Source organism: Streptomyces zinciresistens K42 (assembly GCF_000225525.1).
In the GTDB taxonomy this organism is placed as follows: domain Bacteria; phylum Actinomycetota; class Actinomycetes; order Streptomycetales; family Streptomycetaceae; genus Streptomyces; species Streptomyces zinciresistens.
Genome location: NZ_AGBF01000021.1, coordinates 1 through 24,708, shown reverse-complemented (window position 1 = coordinate 24,708; position 24,708 = coordinate 1). Strand labels below are relative to the sequence as shown.

The 24,708-nt window shown below is 71.6% G+C and carries 19 protein-coding genes; 8 read left to right on the top strand and 11 right to left on the bottom strand.

Annotated features, from left to right (window positions below; genetic code table 11):
* Positions 1 to 234 precede the first annotated feature (234 nt).
* Positions 235 to 2,070, top strand: coding sequence for a glycoside hydrolase family 3 protein (locus SZN_RS09945; protein WP_007493854.1), 1,836 nt, complete (start codon positions 235 to 237; stop codon positions 2,068 to 2,070).
* Positions 2,071 to 2,172: 102 nt separating this feature from the next.
* On the opposite strand, the gene SZN_RS09940 is transcribed toward SZN_RS09945, so the two are convergent.
* From SZN_RS09940 to SZN_RS09915, 6 genes are all read right to left on the bottom strand, one after another.
* On the bottom strand, positions 2,173 to 2,565 hold the full coding sequence (locus SZN_RS09940; protein WP_007493853.1) for a hypothetical protein: 393 nt from the start codon (positions 2,563 to 2,565) through the stop codon (positions 2,173 to 2,175).
* A gap of 102 nt (positions 2,566 to 2,667) precedes the next feature.
* Entirely contained in the window at positions 2,668 to 6,411 is a 3,744-nt protein-coding gene (locus SZN_RS09935) for an ABC transporter ATP-binding protein (RefSeq protein ID WP_043729628.1), read from the bottom strand.
* A gap of 87 nt (positions 6,412 to 6,498) precedes the next feature.
* Positions 6,499 to 7,527: an esterase-like activity of phytase family protein gene (locus tag SZN_RS09930; protein ID WP_007493851.1), complete on the bottom strand. Its 1,029-nt coding sequence runs from the start codon at positions 7,525 to 7,527 to the stop codon at positions 6,499 to 6,501.
* A 51-nt stretch (positions 7,528 to 7,578) separates the two neighbouring features.
* Positions 7,579 to 8,457 (bottom strand): serine hydrolase, encoded by an 879-nt coding sequence (locus SZN_RS09925; protein WP_078508517.1) that lies wholly within the window; start codon positions 8,455 to 8,457, stop codon positions 7,579 to 7,581.
* 305 nt (positions 8,458 to 8,762) lie between these two features.
* Positions 8,763 to 10,547, bottom strand: coding sequence for a sensor histidine kinase (locus SZN_RS09920; RefSeq protein ID WP_007493847.1), 1,785 nt, complete (start codon positions 10,545 to 10,547; stop codon positions 8,763 to 8,765).
* On the bottom strand, positions 10,537 to 11,271 hold the full coding sequence (locus SZN_RS09915) for a response regulator transcription factor (protein WP_007493846.1): 735 nt from the start codon (positions 11,269 to 11,271) through the stop codon (positions 10,537 to 10,539). Before SZN_RS09915 ends, SZN_RS09920 begins: the two co-directional genes overlap by 11 nt.
* Positions 11,272 to 11,416: 145 nt before the next feature.
* On the opposite strand from SZN_RS09915, the gene SZN_RS42415 reads away from it, so the two are divergent.
* The 5 genes from SZN_RS42415 to SZN_RS09890 all read left to right on the top strand — a co-directional run bounded on the left by SZN_RS42415 (position 11,417) and on the right by SZN_RS09890 (position 17,007).
* Positions 11,417 to 12,064, top strand: coding sequence for a hypothetical protein (locus tag SZN_RS42415; protein WP_244313328.1), 648 nt, complete (start codon positions 11,417 to 11,419; stop codon positions 12,062 to 12,064).
* A gap of 31 nt (positions 12,065 to 12,095) precedes the next feature.
* Entirely contained in the window at positions 12,096 to 13,478 is a 1,383-nt protein-coding gene (locus SZN_RS09905; protein ID WP_244313327.1) for an efflux RND transporter periplasmic adaptor subunit, read from the top strand.
* Positions 13,475 to 14,164: an ABC transporter ATP-binding protein gene (locus tag SZN_RS09900; RefSeq protein WP_007493843.1), complete on the top strand. Its 690-nt coding sequence runs from the start codon at positions 13,475 to 13,477 to the stop codon at positions 14,162 to 14,164. Before SZN_RS09905 ends, SZN_RS09900 begins: the two co-directional genes overlap by 4 nt.
* On the top strand, positions 14,161 to 15,474 hold the full coding sequence (locus SZN_RS09895; protein ID WP_043729617.1) for an ABC transporter permease: 1,314 nt from the start codon (positions 14,161 to 14,163) through the stop codon (positions 15,472 to 15,474). The genes SZN_RS09900 and SZN_RS09895 overlap by 4 nt, the downstream gene beginning before the upstream one ends.
* Positions 15,475 to 16,203: 729 nt before the next feature.
* Positions 16,204 to 17,007: an endonuclease I family protein gene (locus tag SZN_RS09890; RefSeq protein WP_043729614.1), complete on the top strand. Its 804-nt coding sequence runs from the start codon at positions 16,204 to 16,206 to the stop codon at positions 17,005 to 17,007.
* 324 nt (positions 17,008 to 17,331) lie between these two features.
* On the opposite strand, the gene SZN_RS09885 is transcribed toward SZN_RS09890, so the two are convergent.
* Positions 17,332 to 18,012, bottom strand: coding sequence for an RloB family protein (locus SZN_RS09885; RefSeq protein WP_007493836.1), 681 nt, complete (start codon positions 18,010 to 18,012; stop codon positions 17,332 to 17,334).
* On the bottom strand, positions 18,012 to 19,310 hold the full coding sequence (locus SZN_RS09880) for an AAA family ATPase (RefSeq protein ID WP_007493834.1): 1,299 nt from the start codon (positions 19,308 to 19,310) through the stop codon (positions 18,012 to 18,014). The genes SZN_RS09885 and SZN_RS09880 overlap by 1 nt, the downstream gene beginning before the upstream one ends.
* A gap of 215 nt (positions 19,311 to 19,525) precedes the next feature.
* Here SZN_RS09880 and SZN_RS09875 point away from each other — a divergent pair, with 215 nt between their 5' ends.
* Entirely contained in the window at positions 19,526 to 19,777 is a 252-nt protein-coding gene (locus SZN_RS09875) for a hypothetical protein (RefSeq protein WP_007493832.1), read from the top strand.
* On the opposite strand, the gene SZN_RS09870 is transcribed toward SZN_RS09875, so the two are convergent.
* The 3 genes from SZN_RS09870 to SZN_RS09860 are packed head-to-tail and all read right to left on the bottom strand — an operon-like array spanning position 19,767 to position 23,947.
* Complete coding sequence (locus SZN_RS09870; protein ID WP_007493830.1) at positions 19,767 to 21,455, bottom strand: thiamine pyrophosphate-binding protein; 1,689 nt, start codon at positions 21,453 to 21,455, stop codon at positions 19,767 to 19,769. The genes SZN_RS09875 and SZN_RS09870 overlap by 11 nt on opposite strands.
* On the bottom strand, positions 21,452 to 22,432 hold the full coding sequence (speB, locus tag SZN_RS09865; RefSeq protein WP_007493828.1) for an agmatinase: 981 nt from the start codon (positions 22,430 to 22,432) through the stop codon (positions 21,452 to 21,454). The genes SZN_RS09870 and speB overlap by 4 nt, the downstream gene beginning before the upstream one ends.
* Positions 22,433 to 22,486: 54 nt before the next feature.
* On the bottom strand, positions 22,487 to 23,947 hold the full coding sequence (locus SZN_RS09860) for a sodium:solute symporter family protein (RefSeq protein ID WP_007493826.1): 1,461 nt from the start codon (positions 23,945 to 23,947) through the stop codon (positions 22,487 to 22,489).
* A gap of 180 nt (positions 23,948 to 24,127) precedes the next feature.
* Between SZN_RS09860 and SZN_RS09855 the strand changes: the two genes are divergently transcribed.
* A partial coding sequence (locus tag SZN_RS09855) for a PucR family transcriptional regulator ligand-binding domain-containing protein (RefSeq protein WP_007493824.1) occupies positions 24,128 to 24,708 on the top strand: 581 nt, incomplete at its 3' end.

Genomic DNA, 24,708 nt, shown 5'->3' with positions numbered 1-24,708 from the left:
GGCCGGGGCGCCTGCCCGTCCGCCCGCCCGCGCCGGGCACCGGCGGGACCCGGAGGCGGCGCGGTCGCGGGCGACGGCGAGGCCGCGCCCGGGTCCGACGGGGCGTCGCCCCAACTGCGCCGACGGCGGCCCCTCTTCGGACACGGCCCGCTCCCTTGACTGAAGGAAACTTCCCGGATATTGCTGACTCCTCGGAAGTTTCCTTCAGAGCACCCCACTGCGGAAGGAGCGCACGTGCCCGACACCAGCACGGGACGCACCGCACCACCTTCGCGACGTACGGTCCTCGCGGCCGGCGCCGGCCTGACCACCGCGCTGGCCGCGGCCGGACCCGCCCGCGCCGCCGCCCCCGACGACCGCCGGCTGCGGGCGCTGATCGCGCGCATGACCCTGCCCGAGAAGGTCGGGCAGCTCTTCGTGATGCGGGTCTACGGCCACTCGGCGACCGACCCCGCCCAGGCCGACATCGACGCCAACCTCAAGGAGATCGGCGTCCGCACGGCGGCCGAGATGATCGCCAGGTACCGGGTGGGCGGCGTCATCTACTTCACCTGGGCGAACAACACCCGCGACCCGCAGCAGATCGCGGACCTCTCCAACGGCATCCAGCGGGCGTCCCTCGCCCAGCCCCGCGGGGTGCCCGTGCTCATCTCCACCGACCAGGAGCACGGCGCCGTCTGCCGCGTGGGCGAACCCGCGACCCTCTTCCCCGGCGCCATGGCCGTGGGCGCGGGCGGCTCCCCCGACGACGCCCGCACCCTCGGCCGGATCGCCGGCCGGGAGCTGCGCGCGATGGGCATCCGGCAGAACTACTCCCCCGTGGCCGACGTCAACGTCAACCCGGCCAACCCGGTGATCGGCGTGCGCTCCTTCGGCTCCGAACCGGCGGCGGTGGCCGGCCTGGTCGCCGCCGAGGTCGCCGGGTACCAGCGGGCCCGCCAGGTCTCGGCCACCGCCAAGCACTTCCCCGGGCACGGCGACACCTCCGTCGACAGCCACTACGGCTTCCCGGTCATCACCCACACCCGGGAGCAGTGGGAGCGCCTGGACGCTCCGCCGTTCCGGGCCGCGATCCGGGCCGGCATCGACTCCGTCATGACCGCGCACATCATGGTCCCCGCCCTGGACGACTCCGGCGACCCGGCCACCCTCTCCCGCCCGATCCTCACCGGCGTCCTGCGCGGCGAGCTGGGCTACGACGGGGTGGTGGTGACCGACTCGCTCGGCATGGAGGGCGTCCGCACGAAGTACGGCGACGACCGCGTGCCGGTCCTCGCGCTCAGGGCGGGCGTGGACCAACTGCTCAACCCCCCGTCCCTGGACGTCGCGTGGAACGCGGTGCTCAGGGCCGTGGCGGACGGCGAGCTGACCGAGGCACGGCTGGAGGAGTCCGTCCTGCGCGTCCTGCGGATGAAGGCGCGGCTGGGGCTGTTCGAGGAGCCGTACGTCAGCCGCGGCGGTGTCGCGCGCACCGTCGGCACCCCGGCCCATCTGCGCGAGGCCGACCGCATCGCCGAGCGCACCACGACGCTGCTGGCCAACCGGGACGCCCTGCTCCCGCTGTCCCGGCGCAGCCATCGCCGGGTGCTGGTCGTGGGCGCGGACCCGGCCTCGCCGACCGGCACGACGGGTCCGCCGACCTCGGTGCTCGCCGCCGCCCTCACCGAGCTGGGCTTCACGGCGACCGCCCTGTCGACGGGGACGGCGCCCTCGGACGGCACCGTCGCGCGGGCCGTCGCGGCGGCCGGGCAGGCGGACGCGGTCGTGGTGGCCACCTACAACGTCACCGCGGGGAGCACGCAGCGGACGCTGGTCGAGCGGCTGCTCGCCACGGGCAGACCGGTCGTGGCCGTCGCGATCCGCAACCCCTACGACGTGGCCCACCTGCCCGGCGTCCCGGCGTTCCTCGCGTCCTACTCCTGGACGGACGTCGAACTGCGCGCCGCCGCCCGGGTCATCGCCGGCCGGGTCTCCCCGCGCGGCCGGCTCCCGGTGCCGGTGCAGCGGGCGGACGACGCCACACAGGTGCTTCACCCGGTCGGGTACGGGCTGTCGTACCGCGCGCGCTGACACCGGGCGCGGCGCGCGTACGCCGCCCGGCGGGCGCACTCCTGCCCGCACGTCCCGCGTGACCCGCTCCGGCGGGTCGCACGGGACGGGGACGGGGTCAGGTCAGCACAGTATCCAGCCCTTGCTCACCGAGCCGCCTCCCACCTGCCCCCTCACCCACACGCAGCGCTGGCCGGCGTGCACGGTGACCGGGCCCGCCCGGCGGCTGTAGACGCCCTGGTCCCTGACCGGCTTGGCCCGGTACGCCTGCACGCTGACCTTCATCCGCTGCCCGGCGCCGGGGTGCCTGGGGACGGTGACGGCGCAGACGTAGCCGCGCTGCCTGTAGACGTACAGGGTGCCGGTGGCGAACGGGTACGTCCTGACCTTGCGTCCCTCGCAGCGCGTGGCCTCGGCGGCCCGCGCCTGGGCCGGGGCCGCCAGCACGAGCAGTGCGGCGACCGTCAGCAACGCGAGGACGGCCGCCGGCCGCCTGCGTGTCGCACCACTGTCCACCGTCTCGTCCTCCCCGCACACCGGCCATGAGCGTACTGGTGTACGGACGCCGGACGTATGCCCGATGGTTGCACGGCCGCCCCGCGGCCCCGGAGGGTTTCCTCAGCGTGTCGCCCCGACCGGCTCCTCCGGCTCGGACCGGCCGACGAAGGTCCGCCACAGCTCGGCGTACCGGCCGTCCAGCGCCAGCAGTTCCTCGTGGGTGCCGTCCTCGGCGACGCGTCCGTGGTCCATCACGACCACCCGGTCCGCCCGCGCCGCCGTCGTCAGCCGGTGGGCGACCACGAGGGTCGTACGGCGGCCCGCGAGCCGGTCGGTGGCCAGGTTGACCTGGGCCTCCGTGGCCAGGTCCAGCGCGGCCGTCGCCTCGTCCAGGAGCAGTACGTCGGGGTCGACCAGTTCGGCGCGCGCGAGCGCGATCAGCTGGCGCTGGCCCGCGGAGAGGTTGCGGCCGCGCTCGGCGACCTCGTGGAGGTAGCCGCCGTCCAGGGTCGCGATCATCTCGTGGGCGCCCACCGCGCGGGCCGCGGCCTCGACCTCGGCGTCGGTGGCCTGCGGACGGCCGTAGGCGATGGCGTCGCGGACCGTGCCCGGGAACAGGTACGCCTCCTGCGGCACCACCCCGAGGCGGTGCCGGTACGAGGCGAGGTCCAGGGCCCGCAGATCGGTGCCGTCGACCGTCACCCGGCCGTCGCTCGGGTCGTAGAACCGCGCCACCAGCTTCACCAGCGTGGACTTTCCGGCGCCGGTCTCGCCGACGAACGCGACGGTCTGCCCGGCCGGGATGCGCAGGTCGACCCCGTCGAGCGCGGCCTCCGCGCCGTCGCCGCCGCCGTAGCGGAAGCGCACGTCCTCGAAGGCGACCTCGCCGCGCAGCGCGCGCACCTCCAGCGGCTTGGCGGCCGTCCTCGTGGAGGTCGGCTCCCGCAGCAGCTCCTGGATGCGGCCGAGGGAGACCGTGGCCTGCTGGTAGCCGTCGAAGACCTGGGAGAGCTGCTGGACCGGCGCGAAGAACAGGTCGATGTAGAGCAGGTACGCCACCAGCGCCCCGGTGGTCAGGGTCGCGGCGTCGATCCGCACCCCGCCCACGATCAGCACCGCCGCGGCGGCCGCCGACGACAGGAACTGCACGAACGGGAAGTAGACCGAGATCAGCCACTGGCCGCGGATACGCGCCAGGCGGTAGCTGTCGCTGCCCCGCGCGAACGACGCCCTGCCGTCCTCCTCGCGCCGGAACGCCTGCACGACGCGCAGCCCGGACACCGACTCCTGGAGGTCGGCGTTGACCACCGACACCCGCTCACGGGCGAGTTCGTACGCCTTCACGCTCGCCCGCCGGAAGTAGTACGTCGCCACGATCAGCGGCGGCAGCGTGGCGAAGACGACGAGCGCGAGCTGGAGGTCGATCACCAGCAGGGCGCCCATGATGCCGAAGAAGGTGACGACGGAGACGAAGGCGGTGACCAGGCCGGTCTGCAGGAACGTCGACAGCGCGTCGACGTCCGTCGTCATCCGGGTCATGATCCGGCCGGTCAGCTCGCGTTCGTAGTAGTCCAGGCCGAGCCGCTGGAGCTGGGCGAAGATCTTCAGGCGCAGGGAGTACAGCACGCGCTCGCCGGTGCGGCCGGTCATCCGGGTCTCGCCGACCTGCGCCGCCCACTGGACGAGCACCGCGAGCAGGCCCAGCAGCGACGCCGCCCACACCGCGCCCACGGCCGCCGCGGAGACGCCCTGGTCGATGCCGTGCCGGATGAGCACGGGCAGCAGCAGCGCCATGCCGGCGTCCACGGCGACCAGGCCGAGGCTGATCAGCAGCGGGCGCCCGAAGCCGCGCAGCAGCCGCCGCAGCCCGTAGGACTCCTCGGGCCGCACCGCGCGGGCCTCGTCGATGCCGGGGGTGTCGGTCGCCGGGGGCAGCGCCTCGACCTGGGCGAGGAGTTCGGGGGTGGCCGGGGAGCCGGCCAGGGCCAGGTCCTTGCGCTCGCGGTCACCGCTCCACAGCCGGGGCGTCACCCCGCGCTCGGCGTCGAACCCGGCGTTCAGCTCGTCCCGTACGGAGGTGTCCTCCGGCGGGCGGACGGGCAGCGCGTGGCCGGGCGAGACGCCGCCGAGTCCGTCCGGGTCGGTCAGCAGGCGGCGGTAGAGCGCGGAGCGCCGCTGGAGCTCCTCGTGGGTGCCGAGGTCGGCGAGCCGGCCGCCGTCGAGGACGGCGATGCGGTCGGCGAGGTTCAGGGTGGAGCGGCGGTGGGCTATGAGCAGGGTGGTGCGGCCCGCCATGACCTGCTTGAGCGCCTCGTGGATCTCGTGCTCCACCTTGGCGTCCACGGCCGAGGTCGCGTCGTCCAGGACGAGCAGGCGGGGGTCGGTGAGCAGGGCGCGGGCGAGGGCGACGCGCTGGCGCTGGCCGCCGGAGAGGGTGAGGCCGTGCTCGCCGACCTTGGTGCCGTAGCCCTCGGGCAGCTCGGTGATGAACCCGTGCGCACGGGCGGCGCGCGCCGCCGTCTCGATCTCCTCGTCGGTGGCGTCGGGGCGGCCGTAGGCGATGTTGGCGCGCACGGAGTCGGAGAAGAGGAAGGAGTCCTCGGGCACCAGCCCGATCGCGGCGCGCAGCGAGTCGAGGGTCAGCTCGCGCACGTCGTGTCCGCCGACCAGCACCGCTCCGCGGGTGACGTCGTAGAAGCGCGGCAGGAGCAGGGAGACCGTGGACTTGCCGGAGCCGGAGGAGCCGACGACGGCGAGGGTCTCGCCGGGGCGGATCTCGAAGCTGAGTCCGTCGAGGACGGGCCCGGAGGCGTCCTCGTAGCCGAAGGAGACGTCGTCGAACTCGACGCCCGCGGGGGCGTCGGCGGGCAGGGTCCGGGTGCCGTCCCGGAGGTGGGGCTCGGTGTCGATCAGCTCCAGGACGCGCTCGGTGCCGGCCCTGGCCTGCTGCGCGACCGTGAGGACCATGGCGAGCATCCGGACCGGGCCGACGAGCTGCGCGAGGTAGGTGGAGAACGCCACGAAGGTGCCGAGGGTGACGTGCCCGCGCACGGCCAGCCAGCCGCCGACGGCGAGCATCGCGACCTGGCCGAGGGCGGGCACGGCCTGGAGCGCGGGGGTGTAGCGGGAGTTGAACCGGATGGTGCGCAGGCGGCCCGCGAAGAGCCGCCGGCCGACCTCGCGCAGCTTGCCCGTCTCCTGGTCCTCCTGCCCGAACCCCTTGACCACGCGTACGCCGCTGACGGCTCCGTCGACGACGCCCGCGACGGCGGCGGCCTGGGCCTGGGCGTACCAGGTGGAGGGGTGCAGCCGGGCCCGGCTGCGCCGGGCGATCCACCACAGGGCGGGGGCGACGGCGAGCGCGACCAGCGTCAGCGGGATCGACAGCCAGGCCATGACGACCAGCGAGACCAGGAAGAGCATGAAGTTCCCGATGGTCATCGGGAGCATGAACAGCAGGCTCTGGATGAGCTGGAGGTCGCTGGTGGCGCGGCCGACGACCTGCCCGGTGGACAGCTCGTCCTGCCGGCGTCCGTCGAGGCGGGTGATCGTCCCGAACATGTCGGTCCGCAGGTCGTGCTGGACGTCCAGGGCGAGCCGGCCGCCGTAGTAGCGGCGGATGTAGGTGAGGACGTACACGACGAGGGCCGCGGCTATCAGCAGGCCCGCCCAGGGCGCCATGTCGCGGGTGCCGGCGCCGATGACGTCGTCGATGATCACCTTGGTGACCAGCGGGACGACCGCCAGGACGGCCATGCCGGCCAGCGAGGAGCCGAGCGCGAGGACCACGTCCTTCGGATGACGCCACGCGTATCCGGCCAGCCTTCGCGCCCAGCCCCTGGTCTCCCCCTGCTGCGCTGCCACGCGGGTGCCTTCCGTCGATCTGTTCTACCGGAAGGCACCAACACGGACGGAAGCGGATTTCATCCCTCCGCAACAGTCGGGGAGAGGTCAGACGCGGACCCGCAGGAACAGCAGGCGGGTCTTCTGCGCGGCGTTCTGGTTGTCGTCGCTGACCAGCAGCACCTTCAGCCGGCCGGCCGCGCGGCCGGTGACGGCCATGCCCTCGAAGTTGTCGAGCAGGGGGTTGGGCTGCGGCTGCCCGGCGGTCGCTCCCCGTGACGGGCAGGTCACGAGGTCGGCGAGCAGCCTCTTGGCGGCCGGGCGCACCCCGCCCCCGCCCGTCAGGTACTCCACGCCGGAGGTGTCCGTCGCCCGGCGCGGGTCGGCGACGTAGAGGCGGACGGTGTTGCCGACGCCCGCGGTGAAGCCGCGCTCCAGGACGAGCAGCCGTCCGTCCGCGAGGGCCTGGACCTCGGGGACTCCGAGGCCGGGGTCGGCCCGGTAGGCGTACTGGCGGGCGGTCTCGAAGCCGCCGGCGGCACGCCGCCAGGTCTGCATGCGGACGAGGTCCGCGTCGTCGCCGGACAGGGCGTACTCCATCGAGGCGAGCAGGGTGCGCCCGCCGGGCAGGAGGGTGAGCCCTTCGAAGGTGCCGTTGGCGGCGCCGCGTCCCGCCGGGGCGACCTTCAGGGCGTCCGGCACGGGGAGGCGGCCCAGGAGCCGGCCGTCGGGGGCGTAGCGGCGTACGGAGGGCTCGGTCTCGGAGGTCACGAGCCGGGTGCCGTCGCGGTCGACGACCAGCCCTTCGGCGTCGAGGGCGGTGCCGTCCTCGGCGGCGAGCGGGACGACGCCCCGGGGCCGGAGCGTGGTGCCGTCCAGGCGGAAGAGGGCGGAGCGGTCGGACACGGCCGCGAGGGAGCCGTCGCGGTCGCGGGCGAGTGCGGAGAGGTTGCCCGTGAAGGTGCCGTCGTAGGTCGTCTTGTCGAGGGCGTCGGAGAAGCGGTCGAGGGAGACGGACGGGGAGCAGGCGGTGTCCCCGGGGGGTCCGGGGCGGGCGTTCGCCGGGCCGGCGGCGGTCAGGCAGGTGGCCGCCGCCAGCACCGCGGCGGTCGTCGCGAGTACGGATCTCAGGCGCATGGGGTCACCGTAGGGCGGTCCGGTGACGCGCGGTGGGCCGCCGTGTGAAGGTCAGTTCGCCGCGAGGTCCCGGTGGATGGCCTTCGCGACGCCCTGGATCGTGGCGATGCCGTAGGCCATGGTGCTGTTGCCCTGCGTGAGCACCGTGATCACGTAGTCGTGGCCGCCGCCCTTGAAGGCGCCGACGCTGTGCACGCGCCAGCCGTCGGAGGCGCGTTGCAGCCAGCCGTTCTTGACGGCCACGGTGACGCCGGACGGCACGCCGTACGGGGTGCCCCAGCGCTGCGCGGGGACGACCTGGCCCATCAGCTTCAGGACGTAGGCGCGGGCGCTGTCGCTGAGGACGGCGTTCCTGGCGGTGACCAGCTTGAGGAGCTTCTGCTCGTCGGTGACGGTGATCTGGGTCAGCCCCCAGTAGCCGTCCGCGCCGGGCCTGGTCTGCGTCATGCCGGCGGCGGTGAGGAAGCCCTTGATCTTCGTCAGGCCGAGCTGCTTCCACAGCGCGCTGGTCGCGGCGTTGTCCGACGTGGTGATCATGGCCTTGGCGAGGGTGGCCTCACGGGTGGTCAGATAGCGGTTCTGCTTCTTGGCGTCCCACAGCAGCGCGGCCAGCACGGTGACCTTCACGACGCTGGCGGAGTCGAACGCCGTCGAGGCGCGCAGCGAGCAGGTGGTGTTGGTGGCGCGGTCGTACAGCCCCACCGCCACGGTTCCGCCGCGCCCGGCGAGCGCGGCGGTGATGTCCTTGGTCAGCTTCTCGGCGAGCCCCGCCCTGGCGGAGGTGCAGCCGACGGCCGGCCCCGCGGCCGCGGCGGGGCTCGCGGCGGCGACGGACGCCGCGACTATCGCGGCGCCCGCTCCGGCCGCGACCGCGATCCTCGCCCGCCGGGACGCGGCCCTCGGCTTCTCGCTCGTTCTCCCGTGAGTCATGGCCTGTTGACCAACGAGCGGGCCGAAAAGGTTGTACGGGGGCCGAAGGCAGGGCTGACGCGTTCTCAGCCGGCGGGATGAGCTGATCGCCCGCGCACGCGCCGCTGCGTGCGGTTCGCCCGGTTCGGCGACGAGAGACGCGACCCCATCGGCTCCGCCTGCCCGGATCCGGAACCGCGGCGGTTCACCGCCCTGGCGGCCTACTCCATGACCGTCACAGCATCGTTCGGGAAGGCACGCCCTTCACGCGCCGGCCCGAAGCTGGTCCACAGGCCTTGAGCAGTGCTCCGCGCTCTCGCGGTCGATCAGGTCGGAAGCCGGACTGTGAACACGGTCTCCGTCCCCGGGCTGCTCACCGCGTACACCTCTCCGCCGTGCGCTCGCACGAGGTGTCTGACGATGGAGAGTCCGAGACCGCTGCCCCCGCCGTTCCTGCTGCGGGACTGTTCGGCTCGCCAGAAGCGGTCGAATATCCGGGGCAGATCCTCTGGTCGGATGCCGCCGCCGGTGTCGGCGACGTGGAGCTCGACGCCGCCTTCCACCCGATGGGCGCTGACGGTGACGGAGCCGTTCGGCGGTGTGTGGCGTATCGCGTTCGACAGGAGGTTGCCCAGTACTTGGCGCAGGCGGACGGGGTCGCCTTCGATGGTGAGGTCGTCCGTGAAGGAGCCGGTCAGTGCGACTCGGCCTGTCTGCGCGGCCGTTCGGTGGGCGTCGAGTGACTGTTCCGCCAGCTCCCGCAGGCTCAGCTCGCGGGGGTTGAGGCGCAAGGAGCCGGCGTCGGCCGAAGCGAGCACTTGGAGGTCGTCGATGATGTGCTGCAACAGGCCCGCCTCCTCCTGGAGCGAGGCGACGAGCGAGGAGTCCGGATCTGCCAGACCGTCCTGGGCTGCGTCCAGCCAGCCGCGTATGTTGCTGAGCGGGGTCCGCAGCTCGTGCGCGATGTCGCTGACCATGACCCTGCGCTGCTGGTCGGTGCGTTCGCGCCGTTCCGACAGCTCGTTGAGGGCGGCAGCCAGATAGCTGATCTCGTCCTTGGTGGTGAGGGGCATCCGGAGGTGTCGGCCCGAGGGGTCGCGGGCCGCGTCGGTCAACGTCCGCAACGGACGTATGAGCCGGATCGCCACGACGGCGGTGATGGCGGTGGTCACGGTGAGGATCAGACCGGTGGTTCCCAGTACGCGCAGGGTTCCGGCCCTGGACAGATCGAAAACGGGAGTGGCCGTCTGGGAGGGGCTGGTGACGAACAGCAGGGCCGCCGGGGCGACATGGGGCGCCAGCTGTTCGCGCCGGCCCTCCTCCACGCAATCGTCGAGTGCGGAGGCGCCCTGCTCGAAGCCGGCCTCGCCCAACCGGAACTGCGGATCGATGGTCAGGGGTTCTTCGACGCGTATGCGGTTGCGTACCGCGCAGGTCCGGACGAGCGCGGTGAGTTCGGTGAGGGCCTTCGCCTCGGTCGGGGTGGGCGCGTACAGTTCCTTGGTCGCACAGGCCTGCGGGGTGACCGCTCCGGCGTGGAGATCCCGGATGGCGGGCCTGCCGCTGGGTTCCTCGACGATGTATGTGCGCAGCCCCTGTGTGCCGTTGAGACAGGCGACCTCCTGACGGGCGAGTTCCCTCAGCTTCTTCCGTTCCGCGGCGGGAAGCAGGTAGGGGCCGACCGCCCGTGGGTCGATCCGGGAGACCTGCTCCGGCGGGCCGGCGCCCTGCTCCGAAGGCGGACTGAGGTTCAGAGGATCGATGACGGCGCTCGCGGTGAGGGGCAGCCGGTCGGCGGCTGACCGGTCCGAGGCGGTGATGACCTCGCGGGCCCGCGTGGTGATGACGATGCCGCGCCCGGTTCTGCGGGCGAGATCCCGGACGGTGCGCCCGGCCTCGTCCCAGTTCGGCTGCACGGCCGCGAAGCCTTCGAGCGTGTTCTGGATGGTGGCGTCGTCCGCGAGGATCTGGCCCCGTTCCTGCTTGATGGCGATCGTGGTGCTACGTGCCGTGAGCCAGGCCGTGGCGGCGATGGAGACCAGGGAGATCGCAAAGGAGGCGATCAGGAGGCGGAGCAGCAGGCTGTCGCGCAGCGGCACTTCAGGCGCCATGGTCGCCGCGGGCCAGTTTGTATCCGATGCCGTGGACCGTGAGGAGGTGCTGGGGTTGGCGGGGTGAGGTCTCGATCTTCTTCCGCAGGTTCAGTATGTGTACGTCCACGGTGCGTTCGGAGACGGTTCTGCCGTGGTCCGTCAGGCAGTCCAGCAGTTGGGATCTGGTGAAGACCCGATCGGGCGAGGCGGCCATCGCGCTGAGTATGCGGAATTCGCCAGGGGTGCAGTCCACCGGGCGATCGTGCACGAATACCTGGTGCCGGGCCGCGTTCACGGTCAGTCGGCCGACCGTGAGAACTGCTCGGTTCCCGGGCGCCGCAGGAGATACGGGGGCCGCGGAGGCCGGACGGGCCGTGTGGTGGCTGCGGCGCAGCAGGGTGCGGATGCGTGCGACCAGTTCGCGCGGTCTGAAGGGCTTCGTCATGTAGTCGTCCGCTCCGAGATCCAGACCCTGCAGAACGTCGTCCTCGGTGGAGCGGGCGGTGAGCATGAGGATGGGCAACTCGCCGGCCACGCGCAGTCGTCGGCATATCTCCAGTCCGTCCAGGCCGGGGAGCATCCAGTCGAGGACGAGGAGGTCCGGTGGCCGGCGGGTGGCTTCCCTGAGCGCTGTACCACCATCGTGTACGACGGTCACCGCATAGCCGTTGTGCACAAGGTAGCGGCGGATCAGCTCCGCCTGCTTCCGATCGTCTTCCGCCACCAGCACGTATGTGGACATGGCCAGATCATAAGCCTGTCGTGCGGGGATGGAAGTGCCGGCAGCGGATCGCTTCCCTGACAACTTCTTGACAATTGCGTGCTAGTGGCCGGCTCGCACACAGGCGTTGATATTTTCCTGACAATCTCATGCCACGCTGTGCCGCATGAGAACACTTCCGAGCGGGACGGAATTCCGTTCGTCGCGTCCTTCACGTGAAAAGCTCCTGCTCATCACCGGGGCCGTGACGGCGGTGATGCTGCTGGCAGGTTGCTCCGGCTCCGGGGGGAACAAGGGACCCGGTGTCGATTCCGTCGATCGGTCCACCGGGACGGCAGAGAAGGCGGAATCGGGGGGAGGGGGCGGTGCGGACGCCAAGGCGAATGACCCGGAGGCCGGTCGCCCTCAGCTCCGGATGGACACTTCGGCGGTCGAAGAGGTGCGGATGAGCCAAGGGTATTTTCAGTGCTTGAAGGAGAACGGGGTGCAGATTATGAAGATCGGGTCAAAGCTGGAGGGGGGTGATCCAGAACTTCTGGGATGGCCTGGCGGGGACGTATCCGTAGACAATCCCGAGGCGGAGAAGAAGTGTCTGGGGAAGAAGCCTCTTCAGCCCCCGGAGACGGACCCGAAAAAGAACCCCAATTACATGGGTGACTACGCTGACTATATTGACTGCATGAATGGGAGGGGGCTCAAAGTGGAACCCCTTCCCAATGGTGAGGGCTGGAACTACAAAGCGGGCGCGACGCCGCCCAGGAACGCCGATCAGATCGATCAGGAATGCATGATCGAGGCGTTCAGTGCAAAGTGACCGCGATCCTGCCGAGACGATGCCTCTGCGCGTGGCCGTTCAGGAAGAAGGCGGGGAGGTCCTTGCCGATGAGACGGACCTCCCTGAGCCGACGGTCCGCGGCCGGAAGAAGGCGGTGGTTCTCGGTGTCGCCGCCGTGCTCGTGGCGACAGGAGTGGGAGCCGGGTTGCTGGGGGCGGGCGGTGGCGGAAAGACCGCCGCGCCCGAGGCTGGTCCGAAGATCCGGCGGGTTGCGGTGGCCAGGACGGACATGGCCGGGGTCAGGGAGATGGAGGGCACGCTCGGCTACGACTCCGTACGCACCGTCCGGGGCGCTGGTGAAGGAGTGGTGACCTGGCTTCCGAAACAGGGTGCGACGGTCGCACGCGGTGAGCAGCTGTACCGCGTCGACGAGCGTCCCACCGTGGTCTTCTACGGCAGCACCCCCATGTACCGCAGGCTCGACACTCCAGGCAGTGTCGGCCGTGACGTACGGGTCGTGGCCGACAACCTGAAGGCCGCCGGCTACGACATCGGCCCACAGCCGGCTGTGGGCACGGCCGTTCGGCAGCGGCCACCAGTGGATCAGCAGATGCCGGCGGACGCCGGTCCTTCGACAGCGACCGGAACGGATCAGGAGACCGCCGAGCCGGGCTCCGGCCCGCCCCCGTCGGCTCAGGGCGACGATGCCGGCCAGGGGACCGGAGCCGGCCGGCCGCCGGAAGGCCCGACGGGGGTGGGCCAGTCGCCCACGCCCGCCCGGCAGGTCAGGGTCAAGGAGGGTGACGGTGTGCTCACCGAGGGCCTGATGTCCGCGATCAAGCGGTGGCAGAAGTCCGTCGGCATCGAGCCGACCGGTGTTCTGGAGAGCTCCGATGTGGTGGTGACACGCTCGGCGGTCCGTGTTTCGGAGGTCTCCGCCCAGACGGGGGACGCGGCGGCGAACGACTTGTTGTCGGTCTCCGCCACCACCAAGTCCGTGCGCATTCCGGTGGAGACGCTTGACCTCGGGACCATCAAGGCGGGTCAGAAGGTCACCGTGACGCTTCCGGACGGGACCGGAACCGCGGGCGAGGTCGCCACGATCGGTACGACCATCAAGGCAGACCAGGAAGGAGGGAACGGCGCGGGAGTGGCCAAGATCAATGTCACCGTCTCGGTCGACGATGCCGAAGCCGTCGAAGGTATCGACGCCGCGCCCGTGCAGGTGCGGTTCGAGGGCGAGGCCAAGAAGGGCGTACTCGCCGTCCCGGTCGGGGCTCTGCTCGCTCTGCGCGAGGGAGGCTACGCGGTGCGTCTGGCCGAAGGCCGTTCCCTTGAGGGGCGTTCCGGGGGACGGCTCGTTCCGGTGGACACGGGCATGTTCGCCCGGGGACTGGTCGAGATCAGCGGCGAGGGCGTCGCCGAAGGCATGAAGGTGGAAGCCACAGCATGACGGAGGTCATCAGCGTCCTGGAGGCGAGCGTTGTCTACCCGCCCGAGGTACGAGCCCTCGACCGCGTATCCCTGTCCGTCGCACAGGGCGAGTTGCTGGCGATCCTCGGCCCTTCCGGCTCGGGCAAGTCCACCCTGCTCAACATCATGGGCACACTGGCCCCGCCGACCAGTGGCAGTGTGATCATCGAGGGACACGACGTGGCGGAGCTCTCCGACCGCGAACTGTCCGCCCTGCGCGGGCGCCGCCTGGGCTTCGTCTTCCAGCATTTCCATCTGACGGACGGACTCACGGCGACGGAGAACGTGGCGACCGGTCTGCTGTATGCCGGCGTCCCGCGCAAGCACCGCACGAGGATGGCCGCGGAAGCCCTGGCCCGCGTCGGTCTCGCGCACCGCGCCGGCCATCTCCCGCACCAGCTCTCCGGGGGAGAGCGCCAGCGGGTTGCCATAGCGCGCGCGGTTGTCCACGACCCGGCCCTCGTCCTCGCCGACGAGCCGACCGGTGCGCTCGACACGGCGAACGGCGAGGCGGCGCTCGCCCTGTTGACCGAACTCAACGCGGCAGGCACCACGATCGCGCTCATCACCCACGACCGGGACATCGCCGACCGGCTGCCGCGCAGGGTCCATATGCGCGACGGCCACAAGGTCGCGGACACCGCACTGACCGAGAGCCTCACATGACAGCCGCCCACTCCAAACCCGCCCGCTCCAAGCGCCGCCGCTCCGAACCGTTCTCCACCCGGCACTCAAGTGCCCCGTCCCCGCACTCGCGCAGGTCCGCTACGAGCAGCGTCAAGCCCGTCCGGCTGGCCTTTCCGGATCTGCTGAGCCTGGGCATGCTCGGCCTGCGGACCCGCAAGATGCGCGCCATGCTGTCGGCGCTCGGCATCTCCATCGGTGTCGCCACCATGGTGATAGTGACGGCGATCCCGGCCTCCAGCCACCGGGCGCTGATCGAGGAGATATCGGCGTTGGGCTCCAACATGCTGCGGGTACAGCCGGTCGCCGGGCAGTCCAAGCCGGTCCCCCTGCCCGAGGGATCGGTCGACATGGCACGCCGTATCGGGCCGGTCACCGGAGTGAGCGCGGTGGCCAACACCAATACGGAGGTGCAGCGTTCCGATCTCACCTCGGGGGAGGACTTCTCCAGCGCGGGACTGAGCGTTCTGGCGGCCCGGCGGAATCTACTGGATGTCGTGGGGGGCACGGTCCTGTCGGGAAGGTTCTTCAGCGAAGCCGATGAACGGTTTCCCACCGCGGTCCTGGGTTACCAGGCGGCCAGCCGTCTCGGTATCGGGGAGATCCCCGCGGATGAGCCGGCTCCGGAGATACGGATCGGCAGATCGTGGTTCACCGTCGTCGGCATCCTCCGCTCCGTGCCCCTGGCCGAGGAACTCGACGTCGCCGTACTGACGGGATGGACCGCCGCCAAGAACACGCTGCGGTTCAAAGGGAACCCCACGGTGATCTACATCAAGGCCGGGGAGGAATACCTGGAAGACGTACGGAATGTACTGCCCGCCACCGTGTTCCCGGAGCGGCCGGGGCAGGTTCAGGTCAGCCGCCCGTCCGACGCCCTGGCCGCCAAGCGGGCAACGCAGAACTCCTTCTCCTCGCTCTTCCTCGGGCTGGCCGGTGTCGCCCTGCTGGTCGGCGGGATAGGCGTGGCCAACACCATGGTCATCTCGGTTCTGGAGCGCCGCAGCGAGATCGGGCTCCGCCGCGCGCTGGGTGCGACCCGGGGCCAGATACGGGTCCAGTTCTTCACCGAGTCGGTGGCGCTTTCCCTGCTCGGCGCCCTCGCCGGAACAGCGCTCGGCGTACTCGCCGCCGTCGGCTACGCGACCTCTCAGGGCTGGCCGTCCGTCATCCCCCTGACCTCGGTCGCAGCCGGCTGCCTCGGTGCCGTAGCGGTCGGCATGGTGGCCGGGGTCTACCCCTCGGTCCGTGCGGCCAGGCTCCCCCCGACAGAGGCGCTGGCCTCGGCGTGAACGACCCGCGGACGAACGCGCGGAGACCCGAGCGACTCCGGGCCGGCGTGAGGGGAGCCACCGGCCCCGGCGGGTGCTTCCGGCGGCCCGTCTCACGAACCCCGGTCGAGTACGGTCCGTGGAACCGGGTCCGCGAACTGTTCCGCCGACGGCAGCAGGACGGCGCCTGGCAGCGGATCCCCGCCCGGCTCCGGTCCCTGCCCGACCCGAGGCAGAGGTCCGATCACGGGGGGCTCGATCACGGGGGACCTGAGCGTCGACTCGGCCGGGTGCCGTGCAGAGGCTCGCGAACAACGTGACGTGCGGAGCGGCTGCCCGCGCTCCCGCGAACCGGTGGGCGACGGCGTCGGGCAGACCCGCGGCCCGGCGCAGGTCGACAGCGGGAGAGGTGGCCGGGCGAAGTCGGCACACCGAGGGACGCGGCAGGTCTGAACGACGCCACCCAGCTCACGCCCCGCTGGATGTCATCCGGCCCACCCGTGGCAGCGAGCGCCGCCGCTCGGGGGCGGTGGTCTGCCGCGGGGCGGGAGGCGGGGGCCGGTGGTTATCCGCGGGGCCGGGGGCGGGGGGCGCCCCTGTTCCGGCTCGCCCATCCGACTCGCCCGCCCCTGACCCTCTTTGACGTCTCCCGTCACCCGATGGACACGCGCAGGCCCTCGACAGGGCTCCATGTCCATGTCACTCTCCCGAGTGCCGCCTTCATTCAACCCGCGTAGATGGGAACCCCACATGGCGACACCCATACGCCACCGCCGCTGGAGGACAGTGGCACTGGCGACCGCCGCCCTCCTGGCCGGCCTCACCACCCCCGCCCTCACCGCCACCCCCGCCGCCGCGACGACCACGCCGTACGACACCACGTACTACGCCGACGCGATGGGCAAGACGGGCGCCACGCTGAAGAGTTCGCTGCACGAGATCATCAGCGCGCAGCGCACGATCTCCTACTCCGCCGTCTGGAACGCCCTGAAGGTCACCGACCAGGACCCGAACAACAGCGGCAACGTGATCCTGCTGTACAGCGGCATCTCGCGCAGCAAGTCGCTCAACGGCGGCAGCACCGGCAACTGGAACCGCGAGCACGTGTGGGCGCAGTCCCACGGCAACTTCGGCACCGCCACGGGCCCCGGCACCGACCTGCACCATCTGCGGGCCGAGGACGTCCAGGTCAACGGCGCGCGCGGGAACAAGGACTTCGACAACGGCGGCAGCGCCTTCACCAACTCGGGCGGCAGCCTGACCGACTCCGACTCCTTCGAGCCGCGCGACGCCGTCAAGGGCGACGTGGCCCGCATGATCCTCTACATGGCCGTCCGCTACGAGGGCGACGACAGCTGGCCCGACCTGGAGGCCAACGACGCCATCAACGGCAGCGTCCCCTTCCACGGACGGCTGTCGGTCCTGAAGCAGTGGAACGACGAGGACCCGCCGGACGCCTTCGAAAAGCGCCGCAACCAGGTCATCTACGACTCCTACCAGGGCAACCGCAACCCGTTCATCGACCACCCGGAGTGGGTGGAGTCGATCTGGTAGACGCCGTGACGGCAACCGGGCGTGCGGACGTACGAGGCGTTGCTGAGGCACGTACGTCCGCACGTCCGGCGGGACAGGCGGCCCGGGCGTCACGGCCCTCCTCGGGAACCTCGCCATCGGCGTGCGCCACGGGCAGGAGCCCGGCGACCGCGCGATGCGGTGCACGTCAGCGGGGATTCGGTCAGTCACGCGACGCAGTACCGGAGTGGGGGTGCGGTGACCTCGCGGTCCGCGAGCAGATCGGTGGCGCGGGGTAGCCGCTTCGAGCCCTACGGCCCGGCCGGGGCCATCCCGGGGCCAGCTCGTGACCACGACCGAGAGAGATCAGTACGTGGAGATGTTCAGGGCCTTCTCCACGAACTCGTGCACGTCCGTGTAAGGGTCCTTGTCCCACTCGCCCTTGTGTGCCGGGTGCTGTTCGTTCATCCGCTCGGCATTCGTCCGGGCCGTCCCGTAGCGGCCCAGGACCTGGTGCGGCAGGACGACCTTGGGGGTCTTGGCGTCCTGGGAACCCCGCTGGAACGGGAGCCGCTCGGCCGCCCCGTCGCACACCCCGGCGAACGAGCCGCTGACCGGCTTGTAGTGCGCGAGGCGCCACACCTCGAAGCACGGATGCGAGAAGGCGACTCCGATGTCCGCCGCCCTCGCCCGCTCCAGTGCGTCACGGACGTAGGTGTAGTTGTCGTGGTCGAAGAGGCACCAGACCTGGGGCAGGTACTTCGCCTCCAGCTTGGCCCGCTTCGCCTTGCGGTCCTCTTCGCGCTTCAGGCTGATCGCCTGCTCGACGAGGTCGAGCGGTTTGCGTCCGCTGTCGGCCCTGCGGTTGGCGATGTGCATCTCCACCGGGACCTTGTCTGCGAAGGGGACGCCGTGGTCCTTGAGGATGTCGAGATACGAGGGCTCGGTCACCTTGCCCTCGGTGAGAACGAAGACCTGGCGCTTGCGCTGTCCACCCCGCCGGGCCGGACGCTCCCACGAGTCCCTGCCCTTTTGCGCCCGCCCCATCAGTCGCGCCCCGCCCCGTCCGCTCGCTCGCCCGCCCCGTCCGCTCGCTGGCCTGTCTCGTCGTACGTGTCGGCCTCGCGCGCGACCAGCAGCCGCCGCGCGATCTGCCCCTCCAGAAGAGCCGGAACGCCGCCGAAGGCCCCTGCGAGATAGGACTGCGTGAGGTCCTCGTCCTCGCCAGGCTCCGCATCGGTGAGCGGGTACAGCGCGGTCGCACCGTCCTTGCCCTTCTCCGTCAGCCACACCTGTGCCGGGTCGAGGAGTCGCTCACCGCTCGGGGTGGTCAGCACCGTCGCGTCGTGCGACGTGAAGACCAGCTGGGCGCCCCTGGGGTTCGCGTACGGGTCGTGGAAGAGCCGGACGACCTCGGCTGCGAAGCGGGGGTGCAGGCTGGCGTCGAGTTCGTCGACGAGCAGTACCGCGCCTTCGTCGAGGGCCAGGAGCAGAGGGCCCAGGAGGGCGAACCAGGAGCGGGTGCCGTAGGACTCCTCCTGCCAGTCGAAGGACACGTCCCCGGCGGCCGAACGGTGCGTCAGCTTCACCGCGTCCTGACCCGGGCCGTCCTGGACGACCGTCGCTCCGGTGATGCCGAGGTCGGCGACCCTCAACAGCTCCTGGATCCTGGTGGCCCTCGGACCCGACAGTTCCTTCGTGGTGTACCGCGCGCGCTCGTCCCGCTCGACCTCAGGGCTGATCATCCGGAAGTTGCGGCGGAACCAGTGGAAGAGCGGGGAGAGCTGCGGGTGGTTGTCCGTGCCCGCCGTGGAGAGCAGCAGTGCGTTCGGCCGCGTGCGCCGGACGAGCTGGGCCCGGTCCCTGACACGTCCGCCGGGCCACTTGAAGACGTCCGGCCGGGAGGCGTCGCGGTCGAGCCATTCCTGGCGGCGGCCGAGCGGATAGCTGTGCAGCCATTCGGACTCGACGCGGGTGGCACTGAGCTCGAAGCCGTACGTCCAGCGGACCGAGTCGATGGCGATGTCGACCTCGAAGAAGGAGGGTTCGCTCTCGCTCCTGGGGTTCAGGGCGAACACCTGGCGCGGGATGCCGTCGTGAGAGGCCCAGCGCGCGTAGGAGTCGAGGACCGCGTTGCGCATGTCGGTCATCGCGGTCAGCACGTTCGACTTGCCCGAGGCGTTGGCCCCGAAAACGCCGATCAGCGGGAGGACGGGAATGGATGCACCGCCTGCGAGATCCACCGGATGCGCCGGCCGGCCCTGTTCGCCGCCAGGCGCGACGAAGGACAGCTCCTGCTCGTCTCGCAGGGACCGTACGTTTGCCACACGGAACCGCAGCAGCACACTGTCCTCCTCTCCGGGCTCAGAGTAGTGGCCGCGTCTGACATCGGCCCGGCCGATACCCGGCGGCTCACGGAACGTATCCCGTCATGGTCAGCAGGAACAGCCGATCGGGTGATCAGCCCGAGCCCGGGTCTGTCGAGGCGATCCGGCAGCCACCGGGCACACCACCTGTGCAGCGGAGTGACCTGCCCCGTTCCGCGCCCGTTGGCCCGGTCATGAAGACGATCAGCGCGCTCGCCGCACTCACCGTGGCAGCCCTCGGGCTCGCGGCCCCGGCCCACGCCGACGACACCGGCCGGGGTCGCGTCAGCATCGCCGGTTACTCCGGTTCCGGCCTCTGCGAGGAGACACTCGCGCTCGTCCCGTGGGCCCTGCCGCTGACCGGCCCCGCCGTGGACGACGCCTGCCGCGACCGCGACCACGAGGAGATGCGCGACCGGGCCGCCGGGCCTGCTCTCACGCCGTGAGATGCGTCGGCGCGAACATCCGCAGGACCGCCGGGAGTACGACCACCGACGGGCCGGGGGCGGACAGTGCCTCGGCGAGGTCGGCCTCCAGGGTCTGCGGGGTCGTGCGGACCCCGGGGACGCCGAAGGACTCGGCGAGCGCCACGTAGTCCGGCCGCGTCAGCTCGGTCGCGGTGGCCTCGCCGAAGGTGTCCGTCATGTACTCGCGCAGGATGCCGTAGCCGCCGTCGTCGACGATGAGCCAGGTGACGTCCAGGCCGTACTGGCGGGCCGTGGCCAGTTCCGCGATCGAGTACAGGGCGCCGCCGTCGCCGGACACCGCGAGCACCGGGCGCGTGGGGTCCGCGGCGGCGGCGCCGAGGGCGGCCGGGAAGCCGTAGCCGAGTCCGCCCGCGCCCTGCGCGGAGTGCATGCGGTTGGGGCCCTTGGCGTCGAAGGCCGACCACGCCCAGTACGCGAGGATCGTCATGTCCCAGAAGGACGGGGAGTCGGCGGGCAGCGCACGGCGCACGGACGCCAGCACCTCCTGCTCCAGGGTGAGTTCCTGGCCGGCGATCCGCTCGGCGACCTTCGCCAGGACGTCCCTCACACGCAGGGCCGCGCCCGGGTCGGGGCGTTCGGTGACCGTCTCCAGCAGGGCCTGGAGGGCGAGGCGGGCGTCGGCGTGGATGCCGAGGGCCGGGTGGTTGGACTCCAGCTTGCCGAGGTCGGCCTCGATCTGCACGACCCGGCCGCGCGGCGTGAACGTGTGGTAGTTCGAGGAGAGTTCGCCGAGCCCGGAGCCGACGACGAGCAGGACGTCGGCGTCCTCCAGGAAGTCGGTGGTGTGCCGGTCCTCGATCCAGGACTGGAGCGAGAGCGGATGCGTCCAGGGGAAGGCGCCCTTGCCGCCGGGGGTCGTGACGACGGGGGCCCGCACCGCCTCGGCGAGCCGCCTCAGCTTTTCCGAGGCGTCCGCGCGTACCACTCCCCCGCCCGCGATGATCGCCGGACGCTCGGCGTGGGAGAGCAAGTGGGCCGCCACCGCGGTCAGTTCGGGGCGCGGCACGAGTTCCTCGGGGAAGGCGTCGCCGCCGGTGACGACGGGGACCGACGTCTCGGCCAGCAGCACGTCCTGCGGGATCTCCACCCAGACCGGGCCGTGCGGAGCGGTGAGCGCCGACTTCCAGGCGGCCTCCAGGGCGGAGGGGATCTGGGACTGGGTGCGGACCGTGTGCACGGACTTCACCACGCCCCGGAACGAGGCGGCCTGGTCGGGGAGTTCGTGCAGATAGCCGTGGCGGCCGCCGCCGAGCCCAGCCGTCGGGACCTGGCTGCCGATCGCCAGCACGGGGGCGCTCGCCGCGGCCGCCTCCTGGAGCGCGGCGAGCGAGGTGAGCGCGCCGGGCCCGGTCGACAGCAGCAGCGGGGCGGCCTCGCCGGTGATGCGGCCGTAGGCGTCGGCGGCGAACCCGGCGTTGTTCTCCACCCGCAGCCCGATGTAGCGCAGGTCGGAGCGGCGCAGCGCGTCGAACATGCCGAGCGCGTGCTGGCCGGGCAGCCCGAAGACGGTCGTCGCGCCCAGCCCGGCCAGCGTCTCCACGACCAGGTCCCCGCCGTTGCGGCCGGCCGGCGGGTGCAGCGCGGCGGTGATCTGCGCCGGGGTCGGCCGGAGCACCAGGTCGTGGTCGTGGGTCACTTGCCCTCGTTCTCCTCACGGGCCGCCGCGATCCGGCGGGACATGATCGTGGTCAGTTCGTACGCCGTGTGGGACGCGGCCACCGATGTGATCTCGGCGTGATCGTACGCGGGGGCCACCTCGACGACGTCGGCCGAGACCAGGTTGCAGGACGCGAGGCCGCGCAGGATCTCCAGCAGTTCGCGGGAGGTCATGCCGCCGGCCTCGGGGGTGCCGGTGCCGGGCGCGTGGGCCGGGTCGAGGCAGTCGATGTCGATGGAGATGTAGAGCGGGCGCTCCCCGACGCGCTGGCGCAGCTGGTCGGCGACCTCGTCGGCGCCGCGGCGGTAGACGTCCGCGGCGGTGACGATGCCGAAGCCCATCTTCTCGTCGTCGGTGAGGTCCTGCTTGCCGTAGAGCGGGCCGCGGATGCCGACGTGGGAGAGGGCCGAGGTGTCGAGGACGCCCTCCTCGACGGCACGCCGGAAGGGCGTGCCGTGGGTGTACTCGGCGCCGAAGTAGGTGTCCCAGGTGTCGAGATGGGCGTCGAAGTGGAGCAGGGCGACGGGCCCGTGCTTCCTGGCGACCGCGCGCAGCAGCGGCAGCGCGATCGTGTGGTCGCCGCCGAGGGTCATCAACCGGGCCCCGGTGCCGATGAGTTCGTCGGCGGCGGCCTCCACGGTCTCGACGGCCTCGTTGATGTGGAAGGGGTTGACCGCGATGTCGCCGCCGTCGGCGACCTGCGCGAGCGCGAAGGGCGAGGCGTCCTGCGCCGGGTTGTACGGGCGCAGGAGCCGGGACGCCTCGCGGATGGCGTTGCCGCCGAAGCGGGCGCCGGGCCGGTACGAGACGCCCGAGTCGAACGGCACACCGATCACGGCGACGTCGGCGCGGCCGACCTCGTCCAGGCGCGGGAGCCGGGCGAAGGTCGCCGGGCCCGCGTACCGGGGGACGCGTGAGGAGTCGACGGGGCCGCGGGGCGTCTCGTTGCCAGTCATAGCTGAATGTCTTCTTTCCTACGTTTCGTTGCTTATGTACATATACCGACGACTCTACTGGCCGGCCGGCACCGGTTCGGACACGGGTGCGGGGTCCCGTCCGGCGAGGCGCTCACGCCAGACGGCGAGGACCGCGGCGTCGGTGGGCCTCGTCATCAAGGAGACGGCGAGGTAGGCGGCGAGGGAAGAGAGCAGGCCCCAGTAGACGGGCTCGTTGGCCAGGATGCCGCGGGCCGCCATCAGCGCCACCACCGCGACGCCGCCGACCGCGACCGCGGCGAGCGCGCCCTGCGCGGTGCCGCGCCGCCACAGCAGACCGCCGAGGATCGGTACGAGCAGCCCGCCGACCAGCAGGTTGTAGGCGACGGTCAGCGCCTCGACGACGTTGTTCAGCGCGATGGCCGTGCCGATCACGGCGAGCCCCATCAGCAGGATGAAGACCCGGTTGCCCCTGACCTCGTCGCGCTCCCCGCCCGCGGGCCGCACCGCTCCGCGCAGACGTGACCAGATGTCGTTGTTGGCCACGGTCGCGCAGGCGATGAGGGCGCCGGAGGAGGTGGACATCACCGCGGCCAGGGCGGCGGCGAGCACCAGGCCCCGTACGCCCGGCGGGAGTTCGTCCTTGACGATGGTCGCGAAGGCGTCGTCCGGGCTGCCGAGCCTCGGGTAGAGGACCTTGGCGGCGGTGCCGATGACGGCGCCCGCGAGGGCGTAGACGAGGCAGTAGGTACCGGCGACCGTGCCGCCCCACTTGGCGGTCCGGTCGCCGCGGGCCGTGAAGACGCGCTGCCAGATGTCCTGGCCGATGAGCATGCCGAAGGTGTAGATCAGCACGTAGGTGAAGATCGTCTCGCCGCCGATGCCCAGCGGGTCGAAGTACTCGGTCGGCAGCGTCGCCCTCATCTCGCTGAACCCGCCGGCCTTGACGACGGCGATGGGCAGCAGCAGGAGCAGCACGCCGACGGTCTTCACCACGAACTGCACCATGTCGGTGAGCGTGATGGACCACATGCCGCCGAGCGTGGAGTAGGCGACGACGATCGAGCCGCCGAGGACGATGGCGAGGGTCCGGTTCATGTCGAACAGGACGTCGAAGATCGTGGCGTAGGCGATGGTCGAGGTGACGGCGAGCATCAGGGTGTACGCCCACATCACGACGCCGGAGATGACCCCGGCCCGGCCGCCGTAGCGCAGGTCGAGCATCTCGGAGACGGTGTAGACCTTCAGCCGGGCGATGCGGGCGGAGAAGAACACCGACAGCGCGAGCAGGCCGAGGCCGATGGTGAAGACCATCCAGGCGCCGGAGAGCCCGTACTGGTAGCCGAGCCCGACACCGCCGATGGTGGACGCGCCGCCGAGGACGATCGCGGCCATGGTGCCGGAGTACATGACCGGCCCGAGCCTGCGCCCGGCGACGAGGAACTCGCTCTTGGACCTGGCGCGGCGCATGCCCCACCAGCCCATGGCCAGCATGCCGGCCAGATAGACGACGATGACGGTGTAGTCGACGGCCATGGTGGGGCCTCCTTCGCGGACATCCGGTGGCGTGTCGTGCAGAGGGGGGTGGTCCCGGCGCCGCGCGGGGACATCCGCCCGTACCCGCGGCCGCCGGTCGGAACGACAGTAGGTGGCCGGAAAGCGACTGCGAAGTGTACGTTTCATCCATCCCAGGCCGTGCGAGTGGAGGAAACGTCCATGTCGGACCCCGCCGTTCCGCCCACCCCGCCGGTGCCGCTCGCGGCACTGCTGGCCCGGGAGGACCTGGGGCTGCGGCAGATCGCCGGCCCCGTCGGCGCGGACACGGTGATCCACTGGGCGCACACCTCGGAGATGGCCGATCCGTACCCCTATCTGCTGGGCGGGGAGCTGCTGCTGTCGGCCGGGCTGCACATCCCCGGGGGAGCGGGGAGCGGGGCCTACTTCGACGCCTATGTGTCCCGGATCGTCGCGGCGGGCGGCGCCGCCCTCGGCTTCGGCCTCGCCCCCGTGCACGACAGCGTCCCGCCCGCGCTGGCACGGGCGTGCGACACCCACGCGCTCCCGCTCCTGGAGGTCCCGCCGCGCACGACGTTCTCGGGCGTGGCCCGCGCGGTGTGGCAGCTGATGGCGCGCGCCCGGCTCGCCGAGCTGCGCCGGGTCGCCGAGGCCCAGCAGGGCCTGGCGGCCGCGGCCTCGCGCCCGGACCCGGTGCGGGCCGTGCTGCGGCAGCTCGCCCGGCGCCTGGAGGGCTGGACCGTGCTGTACGGCCCGGAGGGGACGGAGGTGGCCTCGGCGGG

Excerpts from the sequence above, each read along its gene's own strand:
- SZN_RS09875 (WP_007493832.1), top strand. The coding sequence starts at position 19,526 with ATGAAGACGATCAGCGCGCTCGCCGCACTCACCGTGGCAGCCCTCGGG.
- SZN_RS09925 (WP_078508517.1), bottom strand. The coding sequence starts at position 8,457 with ATGACTCACGGGAGAACGAGCGAGAAGCCGAGGGCCGCGTCCCGGCGG.
- SZN_RS09930 (WP_007493851.1), bottom strand. The coding sequence starts at position 7,527 with ATGCGCCTGAGATCCGTACTCGCGACGACCGCCGCGGTGCTGGCGGCG.
- SZN_RS09885 (WP_007493836.1), bottom strand. The coding sequence starts at position 18,012 with ATGGGGCGGGCGCAAAAGGGCAGGGACTCGTGGGAGCGTCCGGCCCGG.
- SZN_RS42415 (WP_244313328.1), top strand. The coding sequence starts at position 11,417 with ATGAGAACACTTCCGAGCGGGACGGAATTCCGTTCGTCGCGTCCTTCA.
- SZN_RS09890 (WP_043729614.1), top strand. The coding sequence starts at position 16,204 with ATGGCGACACCCATACGCCACCGCCGCTGGAGGACAGTGGCACTGGCG.
- SZN_RS09900 (WP_007493843.1), top strand. The coding sequence starts at position 13,475 with ATGACGGAGGTCATCAGCGTCCTGGAGGCGAGCGTTGTCTACCCGCCC.
- SZN_RS09915 (WP_007493846.1), bottom strand. The coding sequence starts at position 11,271 with ATGTCCACATACGTGCTGGTGGCGGAAGACGATCGGAAGCAGGCGGAG.
- speB (WP_007493828.1), bottom strand. The coding sequence starts at position 22,432 with ATGACTGGCAACGAGACGCCCCGCGGCCCCGTCGACTCCTCACGCGTC.
- SZN_RS09920 (WP_007493847.1), bottom strand. The coding sequence starts at position 10,547 with ATGGCGCCTGAAGTGCCGCTGCGCGACAGCCTGCTGCTCCGCCTCCTG.
- SZN_RS09895 (WP_043729617.1), top strand. The coding sequence starts at position 14,161 with ATGACAGCCGCCCACTCCAAACCCGCCCGCTCCAAGCGCCGCCGCTCC.
- SZN_RS09860 (WP_007493826.1), bottom strand. The coding sequence starts at position 23,947 with ATGGCCGTCGACTACACCGTCATCGTCGTCTATCTGGCCGGCATGCTG.